The sequence below is a fragment of the Sphingobacterium faecale genome (assembly GCF_016746095.1).
Taxonomy (GTDB): Bacteria; Bacteroidota; Bacteroidia; order Sphingobacteriales; family Sphingobacteriaceae; genus Sphingobacterium; species Sphingobacterium faecale.
Genome location: NZ_JAERTY010000009.1, coordinates 188,483 through 206,276 on the forward strand (window position 1 = coordinate 188,483; position 17,794 = coordinate 206,276).

The following is a 17,794-nucleotide window of genomic DNA, read 5'->3' on the forward strand; positions in this document are numbered from 1 at the left end:
TTTATTAAAAATTAACATTTACCCCAAAAGAATAGGTTCGTACTGCAGGATATACCATCCTATTACTATACACCGCATCAGGATCAAAACCCAATTTGTTTGCTGCCCATAGCACCCCCAGATTGTTGGCATAGCCATAAACCTGCACGGAATGTAATCCTATCTGTGGCAACTTCAACGTGTACGCCAATCGGATATCCCGCAAACGGATATGATCGCCTCGCTCAACCAGATGTTCGGTCATGTTATAAAAGGTCTCCCGATTGTTTATAACAGGATAAGCTGCTGCTGGCACGTGGGTGCGCAGCTCATCCCCCGCCTGCCGCCAGCGATTCAAATAATCGTATTGAAATGGTAGACTATAATAAGATGTAACACTATATAATGTGCCATAGTTCAAACCAGTCCTGCGAATATGGTAACCAAACTGGGCCGATACATTAAAAGAAAGCTCCAAAGCCTTATACTGAAAAGTATTACGAATAGAACCAAACAAATTAGGGTTGGCTCGTCCATGATACACATAATCACCCAATCGGGTATTATTATAAATATTCGTATAATCTTGTGATAAAACACCGTCCAGATAGCCCTGTGGTTGTCCATTAACATCTAATCCTGCCGAAGCAAAAGAATAGATGCCATACAATGGCCTTCCCTCTATGGGGTAAGCGCCCAGATTACTAGTCAGGTAATTTAAATCCGAGCTTGGTTTCAATTTGTAATCCGTCACCCTTTCGTTTGTATAGGACAAGATCAAATCGGACTGCCAAGAAAAATCTTTAGTCAAGATATTCCTGCTATTCAGATTGACATCCCAACCCCAACCTTTCAACGAAGACCAGTTTCCCGATAGCTTAGTCACCCCCGAAGAAGGATTGATAGGTTGCGAGCTTAAAAGATCCATTGCTTTTTTACGGTAATGCTCTATAGAACCCGATAAGCGATTGTTCAAAACAGAGAAATCTATTGCCAAATTGTTCATGCGTACATTCTCCCAGCTAAGCTGCGGATTAGGTGGATTGGTAATGGTTTGAAAAATTCTACCAGTACGAGTATATGGATCTTTCTCAATCCGCGACGTAATATATGCTGATCCATTACTGACGTTTCCCGTGTAACCATGGGTGGCACGTAGCACCAACTTGGACAACCAATCGACCTTATAAAAATCCTCCTCGTGCAATTGCCAACGTAAACCTGCCGACCAGAATGGCCGGCCGCGCTTATTAATATCTACCCCAAAGATATTGGCTTCATCCTTGCGTGCAGAAAATGTAGCCGTATAGCGCTTGTCGTAGGTGTAAGAAGCATTTGCAAAAAATAGACGGTTACGATTGATTGTTGTACGACGCGTCATATTAACGGGTGTAATATTAGTCATCGTCGATAAATTACCTGTCAAATACTGCCTACGACGAATAGTTGGATCGAAAGGCACATAACTCTCAGTAGCCTCCTGATAACCCATCATAACAGGACTCGAGCGGTATAAGGTCGTACGACTATTCACTTCAATCCCTCCTACCAAGTGAAATTGATGAACAACGCTCCAAGTTTTATCCACATTCAAGCTGCCCCTGAAATAATGTGTACTCATCCCCGAATTCGTTTGATTCATCCGACCTCCTTTTGGAATAGAAGAAGTAGCAATACCGGTAGCGTAGTCAATCTGCGTAAAACGATTATAGAGATCACGCATATCAAAATAATCTTCATCCATCAATCCCTGGGTTTCTGAATAACTTCGCGAATACCGATAATTGGCCGACACACTCAACCAGTCGAAAGGTCGATAACTAACGGAGGGCTGTACCTGATAGCTAGTCTGTGTTACTGCTATGTTATATTGATGAATATTCTCCAACGGATAAAAGTTCCAGTCTTTCAGCAATCCCATACCTGCGGTATCAATATAACTCTGCCGCAAGCCAGATGAGCTTCTACCACCACCAATAGAAAGCGGATTCCCATGCTCATCGGCTATTCTATCATAAAGCACTTGGTATGGAGCGTCAGCACCGGTTCTACTTTTGTCTGAAGAAAATTGTAGATCTGTATCAAAAATCAATTTATTATTCAACATCCGATAACTATTGCGAGATTGTAGTGTAATACGCTCATCGTTATATCCATAGATATTACCTAAATTCTTATCGTAGCCTGCGGAGAAATAATAATTATGCTGCTTGGCACCGCCTCGAAAGTTGGCAGCTCCTTTATATAACTGTACAGGCCGAAACACATACTTAGTCAGATCTCGACGTACATCCTGTGTCTTGAGCTGGGCAATACGTCGCTCCATCTCGGCCTCATCGATATGCCCATTCTTATGAGCCAATAAGGCTTCTATAGTAGGTGTGATATAAGGATATACCTGATTGATAGCGCCATTCCAAGCGCCATTACCGTATAGAAAGCGCTCGATCTCAATAAACTCATCCATAGGTATTGTAGGGTTGTAATAGAGGTTGGGCTTTTCGCTGACGGATACGTCCGAGCGAACCGAGACTTTAAGCGGTTGCTCAAACCTCCCCTTTTTGGACGTGAGTACAATGACACCATTACCTGCCCGAGCACCCCAAATGGACGAGGCGGCAGCATCTTGTAACACCGTGACAGACTCTATATCTTCGGGGTTGATGGCATTGATATCCCCCTCGAAAGGAAAGTTGTCTAGAATAATTAAGGGTTCCTTGTTAGCATGCAACGTACTAATACCCCGAATGGACATTGACGGCTGCCCAGCAAATGTGGTAGCACCCATAATACGTTGGTTAAATATCAGTCCCCGGGTCACCCCATTCAAACGTTCTAAGATATTTGACCCTACAGAGCGACTCAACAATTTATTGTCAATATGCACAAAGGAGCCGGTAGCCCGCTCTTCGGGCACTCGGAAATAGCCCGTTTCTACTACTGACACCTCTTCTATCTGCTGTGTGGTATCTAGTGCAGAAATCTTTTTATCTTGCTTAGCATTGCCTGTTGAATTCTGTAAATACACGGTAAAAGGTCCACGATTGATGGTGTCAAATGCTACATATATCGGTTTATCCATCATACGATGCCCAACTCGTAGCAACCCTGACTCCACATATACACCACGAAAGTTAAAATTTCCCTCATGGTCGGTATAGGTCAAAATATCAGTTCCTTCAATTTTAACCGTTGCATTTAAGGAAATAGCCGTATCTAAAGACACAACCTTACCTTTTAGATACGGCCGATACACCTTACTGATCTCCGGCGCCTTTACGGCAGCACGCTCCCCAGCGGACTGCGCAAAGACATTGTTAAACAACACACAGAATATTATTAAAAGCACTCCTCCTACTTTTGTTGCGTCATGCCGACCGAAGTGGAGGTAGCTAAACACATATAGCAGACTTAAAGCACGCCTACATGGTAATTTCTTTTTTTTAATTATTGAGCAGTCACTGTCTCGCCGATAAGGCAATATATTACCACCCCAAAAAAAATGTTTCATTTTTGGTTCATTGAGTGTGACCTAGTTTTACCCCGTCACCCTGAGCGGAACGCAGAGGAGTCGAACGGGTCTAAAAACTATATAGTCTTTAACTAGCTCACACGGTTCATAAAATAATGTTGAAAGGCAGATGAGGTATTGCTCGGTTATTTCATAAGGGTCTAATAATTGGTGACGCCCCATCTGCGCATGAATAAAAAACCGACCTGTTAAAATATAGAAAATCTATATCATTTTAATTCGTTTCCTTGCAAGACATTGATATTATTCCTACTTTTAGGTTGCTTAAGTCCAAAGGTGTGGAAAACACGTCTGCCTTGTGTCGGATTCGTATCTGTACAAGTCGGAAAAACCAATAAAAGTCGTACATATTATTGACCTGCAAGGCCCTTAATATGTACATATGCTATAGACCAAGGTCTAAATAGCCCTCTTTTGGTTTTTAATGTCTTGATACACTATTCTGGTGGCCGAAGCTTGTTCTTGATTAGTACGCGTAATGCGGGGTAGCAGTCTCGACCTCGGGTCGAATGCTGTACACTGTTGTTGGTTAATGACTCTCTCTTTATCATGTTGTTTATCAAATTGGTAACACACTTTAAAGAGTCTCTGGCAGAAAAACGGAGCTAATAAAAAAGGATAGGCTCCTGCTTTCAGCTGTTAGTAAGGTACTAGCAATACCCTGACGCAGCATCCAGCAGGAGCCTATCCCGCAGTGCAAATATATGCAAAGTTGGGATAAAACTCCTAGTGGTCTCGCGCCTTTAAAATTGCTAGTTTTTACTAACGAGACTCAATCAGTGAACTGATTTAAAACAAATATACAAACACTTAATTAATTATCAAAATTAAAAATAAAGATGTGTTGGAAATCCAATTTAGCTAGAGCTCTAAAAGAATGTAAGTTTAGTGCTATCGAAATACACGCTCGCACAGGAATTTCTACGACTACGATTAGCAACATGCAGAATAATCTACATGAGAGCTTCCTTTGCTCACAATTCATTTTACTTAAGCTATTGCTAGAAAAGAAACATATTGACTTCCTATCCACAATATTTGGAAAAGATTACTTTCAAGATGTCAAAGCCATTGCAGATGATAATAATTTGAATGCTATGGGAGATTATTTTAAGGAAACTTATCATTACGAAGTTTTCTCAAAAAAGAAAGTAGTTGACGCAACCAAACTTGTATCAAGCCGGCTTGATTACATATTAACAAAGAATTACGAATCAATCAAAATAGATGAGATAACAAAGTTGGAAATAGCCAGCGGTACAGAAATAGGTTTTTATTGTGATATGTTCTTTTCTCACGTAAAACTTAACTCGGACGAAGAATACGAAAAGCTCTTAAAAAAACAGCGAGACATAAACAAAGAAGCGAATTCAAGAAGAAAGCCAAAAGAGGATAAAAAGTAAAGGACAATTATAAATAAATTCGATCGCCCTATTATAGGTTTGGTACCACCTGCGGAAGAGATGTAAGGAAAATAGGTAAGAAAGAGCCTAGTCTAGGTCAAGAAGTATAAACTAAAAACACTAAGCAACGATGGAATCTGTAGTCTCCGATATAATCAATATTATAGAAAAGGGCCGCCAAAAAGCCTATCAGGCCATTAATACTTCTATGATCGAAGCTTATTGGCTAGCTGGCAAACGGATCGTAGAGGACGAACAGCAAGGACAATCGAAAGCCGTCTATGGCGACTCTCTTTTAAAGACATTATCCAAGAAGCTTTCCGAAAAACTAGGCAATGGTTACTCGCCTGCTAACTTGCGGAATTTCAGATAGTTTTACTTGACGTACCCCGATATTCAAAAATGCTACGCACTGCGTAGCAAATTGAGTTGGACGCATCACCGCACAATAATGCGCGTGGAAAACCCTCTGTTGGCGCCACAATTCTTGTGGTGGAGATAAAAGCACTAGCAGTGGAAAGCAAAAAAAGCTGTTCCAAAATAAATTTAGAACAGCTCCTCAATAATTATTTTTAGAATCTATTTCAATTTTTCGATTTCTTCTACAGACAGTTTGGTGAATTTTACAATCTGCTCAATGCTTAACCCAGCTTTTTTCATCTCCTTGGCTGTCTCAAGAGCATTTTTACGCGCTCCTTCAGCCAAACCTTCTGCCCGGCCTCTTGCCCCACCTCTGGCTTCACCAGCTCGCATAGCTGAATTAAAAACGCTTTCGGCGTCACGCCTTTGTTTTAAACTTGCTTCGTATGACATCAGATCCTCCTCTTTTAATTTGCCTATCTCACCTATAGCAAAATTAACAAAGATTTCTCCTTAAAGAAAGAAAGCTTTGTTAATTCTCATCCGCCATTGAAAAACAAACTCTTGGACGAAACATACGACCAAATATCCGTTTGTCCAAAAATGAAGGCAGCTTGTCCATGGTACTCAGATGCTTAAGAAGATAGAGCCATTGATCCATTACCGTATCCAATTCTTCGGGTTGTTTATTAAAAACAGGAAGGGAGACCATCTTATATCCCAGCTTGTCGTAAAAGACCTCATGGGTATGCTTATCACATAACGCAACATCATAAAAATACGGGCGATCGGTCGTTCGGGACAGTGCAACATTCGAGCCACCATTCATATCGAATTCTAAAATACCGACGAAGTAAACTTCCGGCAGATGATAATCATTCCCTTTCTTCCCTTTGGCAAGCTGCTTATTAATCAACCGTGAGGTTTACCGCAGTATCATCCTCCTCACCCTCCTCACCTTGTCTTGCCGTACCAGCAAGTACAGACTGGAAGAACAAATAGCCACACGGCAGGTACATCGCTCGGAATCCCACGAATGGCAACAGTACCTACAGCAGGATAGCACCGTACGCTACTGGCACTTTGTAAGTGACTCCATTTTCTACTTCCACCCGGACACAGGCCTCTGGGCACTAGGTGGCTGGCTGTATGCGGCGGAGCAGTCCATACACGAGAAGCTCCTACAGTCCAATATAAGCCATAGGGACAGCACCGCCCTGCAAGCGCATGCTGCACTAAAGGAACAAAAAGTGGTTCGCAAAAAGCAGCTCCCCTGGTATGTTTATCTCATCGTGGTGTTAGCGGTAGCATCTCTAGGGATCTATTACCTCTGGAGAAAAGGATTTTAAAACTAAGAACGCCTGAAGTACATCCCTTCAGGCGTATATTTTTATCCCCGTCCCATCCTTCTGTCACGGGTCACCTTTATCACCCTAATTAGTTTTTCTTCCACTCCAAGATCTGCTGACGGCGCAACAATTCCTCTCTTAGTTGCCCCCTGTCTATCTTCTGCACAGATTTCTTTTGTTCAATAGCCTGTACAGCAGCTACAGCAGCACTTTCACCCAATATCATGAATACAGGCTCCATCCTGATGGATCCAAATGCAATATGTGTAGAGGACAAACACACAGGCACCAATAAATTGGTGCAATCTCTTTCTTTCGGCGTAATAGAATTATATGCGATTTGGTAAGGTGAGAATTTACCAACCTCTACGTTTCCTTCATTTTTGACCATTCCATCTACAATAATGCGCTGCGTATTATGGCTATCCATAGTATACGCCGCCAAGCCGATCGGGTCTATTGCCGTTTCTTTTCCTGTACAGTTATGTTCGCTCATCACATAGGCTCCCAGCATTCTCCGACCTTCACGAATATATAGCTGAGGGGTGAAATGTCCGTTATTTACATACTCATCCTTTGGCAGGCCCCAGTTTTTTACATACGACCGAATATGTTCGGGCACCCGTGGATCGGTTTGCATAAAATACAGATACCCGATTGTATATTCTAGATGTTCATTATATATGGCTTTACGTCTATCAAAGCTAGCAGTAGCCCAATCGTAATTTGCCCCGATCATATCCGTCGAAAAGCCCCCACGGTTATTGATATCTGTTTTTCGGTTAGGCATTTTACTCCATATAAAATAATTTTTAACCATCGTATATTGAGGCTGAGCCTCTATCAATCGTCCTAGCAGCTCATATTTTTGGGGATCATAGTTCGTCGGTCTTTCTATCGGAATCCGATTCTCTGCCGAGTCCGTTAGACAAATCCGGAAATTGTACGCTTGTATACGCTTATCGCCGGTACCTACCCGCGAAGGCTTATCTTTAGAGATCCCCCAAAGCAAGCCAGATTGGGGGTCTCCGATGGTTTTGTAGGGCGATACATGATCAGGAAACTGATGCCATCCCGACTGCTTTTGATAGGTAGGAAGCTGAAAACCATTTAATGTCTCCTTAAATTGGGAGTTATCCTCTCTCCCAAGCATAAACGGCACCCCTGCCAACGCGATAAGATCGCCCTCATACGTACAGTCCAAAAACACCTTACCCGTAATTTCCTGAGTAGCTTTTCCCTTACCGTATGTAGGATATAGCAATACAGCGGTAATGGTACCTTTTTTCTTTTTTACCTTACCGATCCGTTGATTTTTGATAATAGGCAACTGCACTTCCTGTATATATTTTTCAAACATGCTACCGGCTACCTTAGGCTCGAAAGTCCAGGATTCCGCTTTGCCGTAATATTGACCTAGGTCTTGATAGAACCGGCGGGACAAGCCACCGATAGCCGCCTTGTTACCAATGTCTGTCTGTCCCAATCCGCCCGACGATAGCCCACCAATATGCTCATCTGTACCGATTACCACGGCAGTTTTACCCATCTTTAAGGCGGTATATCCGGCTATTATACCAGCAGAAGTAGCTCCATAGATCACAATATCATAAGATTGGCTCTGCTGCGCACGTACATCAACATTTAAGAGCAATAGCCAGGCTATCAAAACCAAATGCATCATTTTTTTAGTCATAATTATATTTTTAGATTTTTAAATTCCGTGTAAAAACTATCTATCGCCAGTGAGTCCGGCAAATAAATAGACCTATATTTCAATTCTCCTCCTTTTTGAAATTTAGGAAGTGCCATCACCTCTTCTGCCGCATCGGTCACGATAGTTTTGGCATCACCTACCATGTCAATGTACCGCACTTCCATGCCTACCAGATCCGGATAGGCTTTATACCAATTAATGAAAAGACTGTCATTACGCAGGACTGTACTTTCTATTAGTCGGTTCAATAGACTGGATTGATACGCATTCCCGTATACATTTCCCATCTGAGTATTCTTAATAGAAGACGTACCATCGGGGTAGAAAGTATAAAAATCAATATTGTGGTACTTCTCTTCCAGCGGTGCAATATTTACATGATGTATAGTTAGAGACGGTTGATCTATAGCATACACCGTTGAATCCTTGCGGTTGTTCCAATAGAAAATAACCTTATTCACCGAAGGATCTTTTATACGGAAGCTAATCTGCGCCCTATTGTTGCCCGGATGGAAATTCATAGAGTCCGGTCTACCTGCATATGAAGGAAATTTTCCCTCCAGGACATCTCTATAGGTACTATCCTGTTTTTTACATGCCGTCACTGCAATAAGGAGTACGGCAGTCCATACGGTAAATTTGGTAAAGTATGTATGTTTTAAAAAATAATATTTCATGTTATCAAGTGTTATTCAGGTTGTCCAAAAAAATCAATCTCACCTAGCCAAAAATAATTAGTTACACCAAAAGTTGACATCGCCCGGAATCTGAAATAACGTACCGGAGGCGCTTCTAATGGAATTCTGAATTCATGTCCATTTTTGGCGAATTCAATGTCTTCTGCTGTATTGTTTTGAAGCGGCAATCCGGAAGGTTTCTTGATTTCGCCGGAATACAGTAGCGTCCAGCTATCATACGAACCGTCAGCAGAAGGACTGTTACTGCCCCATATTTCAAATTCACGAGGAGATCCTGCTGTATACAGCAGATTGAGTTCGCTGACGGTTCCTCTTTGAAAGACTTTGATACGACTCAATTTTGCTTTTTTCCCCATATCGATTGTAACCTGGTTAGGCACCCCGGTACCATTATCAGTCCGATACCATCCCCCTGTTCCTGATCCCGTAGAGGTCAAATTATTATTCCAGAGAAAACTGACTTTATTAGCGCCAAATGGCTTTGGATCATTGACCAGTCTGAGCTCTTTAAATAACGCATAATCCAGTTCCCTTTCGAAAAGAGGCGTCAAGATCGTGTCTATTAAATTCGACTGATTTAGCCAACGGTCCTGTACCGATACCCTGAATTGCATAGGCACATTTTCCAGCCCACGAACACTCAATGGTCCCTCACCAGCCTGTGTATAGATTGTTTCTACGGTCTCCCAATCCCCTTTCACATTTTTCCGTTGGATGGGAATAGATACTTCCGCCTTTTGAGGATTTTCAAAGTTGATCGTTATTCCCCCAAAATCTTCCACAATAGACATTGATTCATAAATTTTCCAGATAGGAGGCATAGCAGGTCTTGCGTCGACCATTATAGGTGTAGATTTTTTAAGATTTTTACCTACGGTATAAAGTTTAATCGAGTAAATCGAGGTATCTCCAAAACCATCTAACAACAACTTATTATTATAATAAGAAGACTGCGCCTGAATGCGCTTTCCATCATTTTTAGTGCACTCCGCTTCTACATACATGATATTACTGTTCGCTGGAACAGTATAGGACAATTCAATTTTACCGGGCAGCCCCTTAGCATTAACCGCTTTCAAAGCAGGAGGTATAGTCTCATCCGTTTCGATGATAGACATGATATCCTGCTCTCTACATGAGCTCCATATACAACCTATTGCCAGCAGACCAAATAGTATTATTTTATTTTTCATATGTGTATTATTTTTTCTTTAATGGTCATATGGAATACTCATGTGTGTGTGCTTTGCTAAACGTGAGTATTTCATAAGGCTTGCGTTTACCAATTAGGGCTTTGTATAATTTCTTTGTTCTTAATGAATTCCGACTCCTGTATTGGCCAGAAATAATCTCTTACCTGGAAGTTTTGACGTACTATAGTTCTAGGGATATAGTAGTATTTCGCATCGGCGTTAAGCACATCCCACCCGGTGATATTCTGGTTCAACACCTCCTGAGCCACCTTCCACCGGCGTAGATCCCAAAATCGGTGTCCTTCGAAGCAAAGCTCTATTGTCCGCTCCTGTCGGATTATACTTTGCAACCCCGCTTTAGACAGTATTTTTTCGGGTTGATTCGAGAAGTTGTTCCAAGCATATTTTACACCTTTGAGGCCAGCCCGTTCTCGGATACGGTCCAAGTAGATAAAAATTTCGTCCGACGGTCCATTAGCTTCATTCAGCGCTTCGGCATACATCAGGTACAAGTCTGCCAGTCTTACGATCGGCCAGGGATAGCGTTGTACCACCCACTGTTTTGCCAATGCTGTATTCTGATAGTTGACCAACTTCTTAGGTAGATATCCCGTTAAGGAAAAAGCAAAGGCATGGCCAGAGGAGATTCCTCCGAGCCGCCCTTCAATATAAAAATTTTCGTCGTCGCTCAACAAGCCCTGTCCATACCATCTGCCACCGTCAAACCCCAGAAATGCATAATAGCGGGGTTCCCTATCAAAATTGAGCCGCGCGGTAGTATAGCCCGTTTTGATATACTGTTTATCTTGTTTAGCGCCCACCTTTGTCCCATACCGATCCATATAATCAAATGTGTTGTCTTCATTAATCGGCACGCCGTTTTTACTGTAAAACTGTTCCACAAGATTTAGAGGCACGGAAAAGTAACCACCGTAATACAGTGCGTCACCGCCAAATATACGAGGATAAGAAGCCGTTTGAATGGAATTTGCTGCACTGTTACTTGCCCCCCAGATCAGTTCTTTATTCCACTTTTCAGTAATAGTCGTACGCAGGTTAAGTTCGATTTTGGTCGTGTCTGAGACAGGCCTGTCATATGCTGCTTTTTTATGCAATGCATAGCCCAAGGACTCGCAATATTCGATTGCTTCTTTTGCCGCCTCGGCAGCCTGTGTCCATTTATTAGGATCTGCTGTCTGATTGAACAATACCTCACCACGGCTATTTTTATAATTACTATAATCCGTATTTCCATTGAATAGCGGGCTAGCTGCAGTAAGCAATACTTTTGCTTTGATGGCCATGGCGATCGGCTTGGTAATACGCCCCAGTTCTGTCGATTCAAACAGTACCGATTCCGGCAGATCCACGATGGCTTCATCAAGCTGATTGACGATGTATTGAAATACATCGTCTACCGGTTCGCGGGTTATTTCCTTTATTTGGCTTATCTCTGTCGATACCGCATAATTTTCATGCATGATGGGAATGGGACCATACATACGCAGCAGGTAGAAATGGTAGTAGGCTTTTAGAAATTTAGCCTCCGCTTTCATTTTAGCCTTATCAAAATCCGACAAACCATGTACCTTATCTACATTACCCAAAAATATATTACATTCGTGTATACCTCTGAATAATGGCGTCCCACCCCTATCTCCCTGCCAAAAATCCATGAGTGGGTTTTGAATATTTTGCTGTCCACGTGCGTATAGGCCAGAGTTGTAATTGTATTGGACCTGATCGAACCATATTTCATCTGCTCCAGCGATAGCAGGATTTCCCGAAAAAGGATCTGCATAATTTGGAAGCCAAGAGTAACAGGTGAATAAATATTTTTCGGCAGTGAGTGGTGTGCGGAATGCATATTCAATAGTGGCAACATTGTCGGGAACCACATCTAGGTAGTTGCAGCCCTGGAGCGTGAGGCCTGCCATAAGTATTAATAATAGTTTCTTTTTCATAATTGACATTGATTAAAATGACACCTGTGCACCGATATTAAACACTCTTTGCACAGGATAGCCCAATCCGTTTCCCGCCATTTCTACATCCCACAATTTAAATTGACTTAGATTCAACAGGTTCGTTCCGTTTAGATACAAACGTAATTTTTCCATATTCAACTTAGATATCGTCCTTTTCGGAAGGCTATAACCTAACTCCACATTTTTCAACCGCAGGAAAGAGCCGTTACGCATAAACCACGTGCTGGTCTGCGTATTGTTTTCATTTATATTGGGCGAGAGCCGTGGCCATAGAGCCAGTGGGTCCGGATTTGCTTCCGACCAATGATTATCCGCATACACTTTCAACATCTGGTTACTACCTGCATAACCCACCGCATCACGGCTAGGATAAGCGTCAGCGTAACTCACAAAAGGAGCGGTAGATCGCGGGTTAATCCAGAAGGATTCATTGGCAAGCCCTTGCAAAAACATCGAAAAATCAATATTTTTATAACCTGTGGATATACCAAATCCATATACTATTTCAGGGCTGGTTGGATTTCCAATAGGCACCCGGTCCAGTGAAGATATTATCCCATCACCATTTACATCCCGGTATTTAATATCACCTCCCCGTACGGCTACTCCAAATCCTTGTTCAGGGGAGTTATATACCTCTTCGTCATCGATAAAAAGGCGCTCAGCCAAGTATCCCCAGGTTTGATTGATATTATACCCCACACGTGATAGTCTACTATTGGCATCATAATCAGGCTCTTCGTAAATCTCGAATTTTGACGTAGCATACGTAAAGTTACCTCGTGCAGAAAGCCATAATCCATTTTCAAAATTATGCGAATAGTCAATAGACATATCCAATCCTCTGCTGGAGGCTTCTCCTACATTGGCACGTAAGGCCGATGAAAATCCCAAATAACTCGGAATAGCGGCCCGTGTCATCAGAATATTTTTTCGGTATTCCGAAAAAACATCTGCCTGGATCTGAATATCCTTAAAGAGTGTCATCTCAAACCCTAGATTTGCTTTATAAGCGACTTCCCAAGTGATATCAGGGTTGGCATATCGACTGATAGAGACCCCATTGAGCGTATAATTAAAATCCGTACCGAATGAAGAAGCCCGTGCAGCGTCATTCATATTGACATTGGATAGGTAGAAGAACCGATCGGAAGCACTACCAATGGCATCATTTCCGACCATTCCATAGGTGCCCCTCACTTTAAATACATCGATATAATTTTGCAGAGGCTTCCAGAATTTTTCATCAGAAATCTGCCATCCGATCCCCCCGGACGGGAAGAATCCAAACCGATTGTTTTTGTCGAAGCGCTCCGAGCCATTATACCCGAAATTGAATTCTGCAAAGTATTTACTGTTTAGGGAGTAGGTAAAGCGACCGGACAGCCCTTGGTTGCGCGACGGAAGGGACAACTGAAGATTACCTGCATTAGCATTTAAGCTTTCTTGCATGATATAGACCAGCATCGCATTGACGGCATGTTTGTCTTTGAACGTCCGGCTATAATTCAATGCAGATTCCAGATAAAAAGTAGACTTTATAGTCTTATCTCCTTCATTATACCCCAAATATTCTGTGGCACTTTTTTCGTTGATATTTGCTAGCGTATAGGTCTGGTTCAATTTGTCGTAATTCAGTACCTGGTAGTAAAACGGGTTATAAAAACGGCTGACAGAGTGATACGAGGATTTATTTGTATTCCCCATAGCCCGGAAAGTAAGTCCCTGGGTTAAAAAATGTAGTTTCTGCTTCAACTCAAATTGAGCCATAATTACCGAACGCGAGTAATCTCTATAGCCTTTGACCATCTCCGCATAAGGGTTGACATAATTACCTTTATCCGATCCCCCAAAAAGGATATGCTGTATATGGCTACTATTTTCATCTTTCGGATAATAAGCGGGAAACACGACTGGGTTTGAGAACATCACCATTTCGTACATTTCCTTCCCGCCACTGATAGGCCCCGTATACTCATCAAAGCTACCGTACATGCGCACCCCTACCTCCGTACTTTTGCTGAGATTAACATTTACATTGGAGCGTAGCAGATAGCTTTTAAGGTCAATATTATTGTTGAAGTTATTTTGAGGATCCACTTTTAACACGCCATTATCTTTATTAAAAGTACCTGCAAAATAATAACGTGCAACACTTCCACCGCCCGATACATTCAAGTTTGCTCTTTGATTCATGGTATAGTCTTTGAATAAAGTGCTCCGCCAATCCGTAGCTGGATACAGTATCGGGTCAGCCTGACGGCGCGTCATATCTATTTTTTCCTGACTATATAGCACAGGGCTCAATGGGTCACGTGTGCGGATAGCTTCATTGCTCAGCTCCATATACCTAATTGGATCCGCCATTTCTACATCCTTCGTAGGAGTTGAAAGAGAGTTTTCCAATCGGAAGCTAATTTTAGCTGGGCCTTCCTTTCCTTCTTTAGTAGTCACTAGTATGACCCCATTAGCGCCACGTGCTCCGTATAGTGCGGTGGCCGATGCATCCTTCATAATCGAAAATGAGGCAATATCATCTGGTTGGAGACGTGCAAGATCCGTTGATGTAAATTCTACACCATCGATTAATATTAATGGATCTTTTTTATAACCGAATGTCGTCACCCCGCGTATGAAGAATTCGGCATTATCCTGTCCTGGTTCTCCACTTCTTTGATAGGCAATTACCCCTGCCAAGCGACCTGCCAGCGCAGTAGTAAGATTAGAAGACGGCACTTTAAGCTCCTCAGGCCTAATTGTAGTGATAGCGCCCACCATCTCCTTCCTTTTCTGAGTACCATAGGCCACTACCACGACTTCTTCAATATTATCTGACGTGTTTTCAAGTTGAATAAGGAGAGGTCGGTCATTCAAGATCGATATATTTTTATCCTTATACTCGACCATCCTTACCACAACTCGCTGTCCTATAGTGGCTTCAATCACAAATCGACCGTTTACATCTGTTGCAGTCGCTTTTCTGTTATCCTCCAAGACACTTACAGAAACCCCGATTATGGGTTGATTTAGACTGTCAGTAACCGTACCACTTATGAGCTGCTGTTGTGCATTATCGATTACAATAGGTGTTTTTTCTACTATCGCCTGCGTATACTTGACCGTTATATTTTTCTGTATTACTTTAAACTCCAAGGGTACGGCCTTAGAAATTTGCTTAAGGACATTCTCCAGTGAAGAATTGGATATCTTTAAACTGATCCATATTTCTTCGATTTTAGGATCGTTATAGACAAATACATGGTCTGTCTGATCCATAATGTCCTGAAATACATTTTTTAAGCTGCTCTTGTTTCTGTTGACACTGATCTGCTGGGCAAAGCTACTGTGCGCCACAAAGAAAAGGCCTAGAAACAGAAGCAGTTTCCAAAATTGGTTTCCTTTCATAATTATATTTTAATGGTATATGTTACTATTTGCTTGGTTTTAGCGTGATCTGTATCAATCCAGCATTATTTTTGTTTATGTTATAATCAATATCAAACTGACTCAATATCTGCAAGGCCTGGTCTAGCGTAGCAGATTTGTGTATCTTTCCATAGAGTTTGATGTTGCTTTTTTTAATTCCTACGGTACTGTATTCAAAGTCATACCATCTAGACAAGAGATCCATTATCTCTGCGATAGGGGTTGCATTCAATTGGAAATATCCGTCTTTCCAGGCGATATAATCCGTAATATTGTCCATATGCTTTACATCAATATCCCCTACACTACTGGTCCGCGACTGGTCTCCTGGTAGCAGCACTTTAGTCTTGTTGCTAGCTAGTGCATTAACAGCTACCATACCTTCCAAGAGAGATGTAACAACAGGCTTGTTTGGATAACTTTGCACATTGAAATGCGTACCTAGCACCTGTATCTGTTGCCTATCGGTCTGTACAATAAATGGCTTTTGTTTATTTGGTGCTACTTCAAAATAAGCTTCCCCAGATAGGTCTACCTTACGTTCGTTGCCCACGAAATGGGTAGGATAGTGTAACTTCGAATCTGAGTTTAGCCACACCTTGGTTCCATCTGCCAAAATTACCTTGAAGGTGTATTTTTTAGGAACCTCCAGCGTATTCATGTGATTATCGGTGATAGCGGTATTATCAGGCTTTTTGTAAAGCAGCATACTGTCCGAACTGAGTATAATATTATTATTGTCCGTTCTGTTAAGATCTGTACTGCGTTTTGCAAGGTCAATTTTTGAACCATCGGCCAAGGTGAGTATCGCCCCATAACCTTCAGATTTTAAAGCGCTAGCTGTCCACGTATTCTGATCTAATGTCTTGACATCGTTGTTTTGGCTTTTAAAATAGATCCCCACACCCACAAAGAGGGCAATGGATGCCGCTACCTGAAACACTAATCTTTTAATTTTATGTTTTCTGGCTCTTAACCCCGTATCAAGGGCTCTTGCATACAGTGCATCTTTTTCTTCATTGGTAAGCTTATCCTTTTCTAATAGGCCTAATACCAAACGTAATCTATCTTTATAATTAGTCATTTAGATTGCTCTTTATTATGTAGAGCAAATAATGACCTTAGCATAGACAAAAAATAAAATATCTTTTTACTTAGCTTTTAATACCAAAATATTGAGAATAAAATCAGGTATTCGGCCGGTTGCAAAGTTTTACGTAGTTCTTTAATGCCCCGATAAGAGGTAGTACGGCATGATTCTACGGAGATATCAAGCATAGATGCGATCTCTTCATAAGTAAAATCCAAATAATAGCGCATGAAGATTACCTCTCTTTGTTTTTTAGGAAGCAGTTCTATTTTTTGCTGAAGAAGTTTTAAGTTTATTTCGTGATTCTCATTTTTAATCATTTCTAATTCATGACTAGCTATCCAGAGTAAGCCGTCAGGCAGCTGACTAATATCACTTGTTTGTACATTTTCCTTTAGCTTAAATAAACGTCTTTTTAAGGAAGCGAACAGATAGAATTTAACCTGTACCTCTGTTGCTATCTTCGGATTATTGAATAGGTCAGCAAAAAGATCATGAATACAGTCTAAAATCTGTTCTTTGTCATTATGGTAGTGTTGGCCATATAGATAAAGGTCATCCACGTATTGCCTGTAGATTAGCTCAAATGCTTTCGTATTTCCCTTTATAAAATCTATCCAACTCATGTTTTTAGGCGTTTGTAATTAGTATGACATTGTAAAAATAGCTAGTTTGAGATTAAATAACTGTTAAATATAGATTATAGAATTGCTATATCGCCATGATTAGTTTATCCAAATTAACGACTTAATTTTATATTCCAAGCATAATCAACAGCAATTGAATACAATTAATAAACTTTATACTTTCTAGATAGCGTATTTACCTCTCCCAATATAGCCACTCTATCCAATTGGTTTAGAGCGACAATATCAATTTCATTTTCACCCTTACTGCCTCAAAATCCAGCAACCATTAACTTAACCGCCATTAAGTTAATGGCCATTACAAAGACAATGATTTATTATGTATTATTATCTACATTCCCGTCACTCATCACCCCTTAGCTCCATCACTAGTTAACAGGATAACTCGATCACTGGATAACTCTCTAACTCA

Annotated in this window: 13 protein-coding genes; 3 read left to right on the forward strand and 10 right to left on the reverse strand. The window is 41.3% G+C overall.

The window, feature by feature from the left end; genetic code table 11:
* Positions 1-4: 4 nt before the first annotated feature.
* The gene (locus JKG61_RS16620; RefSeq protein ID WP_202104078.1) at positions 5-3,490 is read right to left on the reverse strand and encodes a SusC/RagA family TonB-linked outer membrane protein; all 3,486 of its coding nucleotides are present in this window, start codon (positions 3,488-3,490) and stop codon (positions 5-7) included.
* 860 nt (positions 3,491-4,350) lie between these two features.
* On the opposite strand from JKG61_RS16620, the gene JKG61_RS16625 reads away from it, so the two are divergent.
* A complete protein-coding gene (locus JKG61_RS16625; RefSeq protein ID WP_202104079.1) occupies positions 4,351-4,914 on the forward strand; it encodes a hypothetical protein in 564 nt (187 codons plus the stop codon).
* Positions 4,915-5,044: 130 nt separating this feature from the next.
* On the forward strand, positions 5,045-5,287 hold the full coding sequence (locus JKG61_RS16630; RefSeq protein WP_202104080.1) for a DUF1016 N-terminal domain-containing protein: 243 nt from the start codon (positions 5,045-5,047) through the stop codon (positions 5,285-5,287).
* A 206-nt stretch (positions 5,288-5,493) separates the two neighbouring features.
* Here the strand turns inward: JKG61_RS16630 and JKG61_RS16635 are convergent, their stop codons facing one another.
* On the reverse strand, positions 5,494-5,727 hold the full coding sequence (locus JKG61_RS16635) for a hypothetical protein (RefSeq protein ID WP_202104251.1): 234 nt from the start codon (positions 5,725-5,727) through the stop codon (positions 5,494-5,496).
* Positions 5,728-5,806: 79 nt separating this feature from the next.
* Positions 5,807-6,190, reverse strand: coding sequence for a PD-(D/E)XK nuclease family transposase (locus tag JKG61_RS16640; RefSeq protein WP_202104081.1), 384 nt, complete (start codon positions 6,188-6,190; stop codon positions 5,807-5,809).
* 43 nt (positions 6,191-6,233) lie between these two features.
* Here JKG61_RS16640 and JKG61_RS16645 point away from each other — a divergent pair, with 43 nt between their 5' ends.
* On the forward strand, positions 6,234-6,623 hold the full coding sequence (locus JKG61_RS16645) for a hypothetical protein (RefSeq protein WP_202104082.1): 390 nt from the start codon (positions 6,234-6,236) through the stop codon (positions 6,621-6,623).
* An 88-nt stretch (positions 6,624-6,711) separates the two neighbouring features.
* Here the strand turns inward: JKG61_RS16645 and JKG61_RS16650 are convergent, their stop codons facing one another.
* From JKG61_RS16650 to JKG61_RS16680, 7 genes are all read right to left on the reverse strand, one after another.
* Positions 6,712-8,319: an FAD-dependent oxidoreductase gene (locus JKG61_RS16650; RefSeq protein WP_202104083.1), complete on the reverse strand. Its 1,608-nt coding sequence runs from the start codon at positions 8,317-8,319 to the stop codon at positions 6,712-6,714.
* A 2-nt stretch (positions 8,320-8,321) separates the two neighbouring features.
* Positions 8,322-9,017, reverse strand: a complete 696-nt coding sequence (locus JKG61_RS16655) for a DUF4998 domain-containing protein (protein WP_202104084.1) — start codon at positions 9,015-9,017, stop codon at positions 8,322-8,324.
* Positions 9,018-9,028: 11 nt separating this feature from the next.
* Positions 9,029-10,231, reverse strand: a complete 1,203-nt coding sequence (locus JKG61_RS16660; protein ID WP_202104085.1) for a DUF5000 domain-containing lipoprotein — start codon at positions 10,229-10,231, stop codon at positions 9,029-9,031.
* 86 nt (positions 10,232-10,317) lie between these two features.
* Positions 10,318-12,195, reverse strand: a complete 1,878-nt coding sequence (locus JKG61_RS16665) for a RagB/SusD family nutrient uptake outer membrane protein (protein ID WP_202104086.1) — start codon at positions 12,193-12,195, stop codon at positions 10,318-10,320.
* A gap of 12 nt (positions 12,196-12,207) precedes the next feature.
* Entirely contained in the window at positions 12,208-15,624 is a 3,417-nt protein-coding gene (locus tag JKG61_RS16670; RefSeq protein WP_237249518.1) for a SusC/RagA family TonB-linked outer membrane protein, read from the reverse strand.
* Between the two features lie 25 nt (positions 15,625-15,649).
* On the reverse strand, positions 15,650-16,729 hold the full coding sequence (locus tag JKG61_RS16675) for a FecR family protein (RefSeq protein WP_202104087.1): 1,080 nt from the start codon (positions 16,727-16,729) through the stop codon (positions 15,650-15,652).
* Positions 16,730-16,806: 77 nt separating this feature from the next.
* Complete coding sequence (locus JKG61_RS16680; RefSeq protein ID WP_202104088.1) at positions 16,807-17,361, reverse strand: RNA polymerase sigma factor; 555 nt, start codon at positions 17,359-17,361, stop codon at positions 16,807-16,809.
* Positions 17,362-17,794: the final 433 nt, after the last annotated feature.

What these genes read in the sequence shown, in the direction of transcription:
- JKG61_RS16655 (WP_202104084.1), bottom strand. Translation starts at nt 9,017, where the DNA reads ATGAAATATTATTTTTTAAAACATACATACTTTACCAAATTTACCGTA.
- JKG61_RS16650 (WP_202104083.1), bottom strand. Translation starts at nt 8,319, where the DNA reads ATGACTAAAAAAATGATGCATTTGGTTTTGATAGCCTGGCTATTGCTC.
- JKG61_RS16675 (WP_202104087.1), bottom strand. Translation starts at nt 16,729, where the DNA reads ATGACTAATTATAAAGATAGATTACGTTTGGTATTAGGCCTATTAGAA.
- JKG61_RS16630 (WP_202104080.1), top strand. Translation starts at nt 5,045, where the DNA reads ATGGAATCTGTAGTCTCCGATATAATCAATATTATAGAAAAGGGCCGC.
- JKG61_RS16660 (WP_202104085.1), bottom strand. Translation starts at nt 10,231, where the DNA reads ATGAAAAATAAAATAATACTATTTGGTCTGCTGGCAATAGGTTGTATA.
- JKG61_RS16620 (WP_202104078.1), bottom strand. Translation starts at nt 3,490, where the DNA reads ATGAAACATTTTTTTTGGGGTGGTAATATATTGCCTTATCGGCGAGAC.
- JKG61_RS16625 (WP_202104079.1), top strand. Translation starts at nt 4,351, where the DNA reads ATGTGTTGGAAATCCAATTTAGCTAGAGCTCTAAAAGAATGTAAGTTT.
- JKG61_RS16635 (WP_202104251.1), bottom strand. Translation starts at nt 5,727, where the DNA reads ATGTCATACGAAGCAAGTTTAAAACAAAGGCGTGACGCCGAAAGCGTT.
- JKG61_RS16670 (WP_237249518.1), bottom strand. Translation starts at nt 15,624, where the DNA reads ATGAAAGGAAACCAATTTTGGAAACTGCTTCTGTTTCTAGGCCTTTTC.
- JKG61_RS16665 (WP_202104086.1), bottom strand. Translation starts at nt 12,195, where the DNA reads ATGAAAAAGAAACTATTATTAATACTTATGGCAGGCCTCACGCTCCAG.
- JKG61_RS16680 (WP_202104088.1), bottom strand. Translation starts at nt 17,361, where the DNA reads ATGAGTTGGATAGATTTTATAAAGGGAAATACGAAAGCATTTGAGCTA.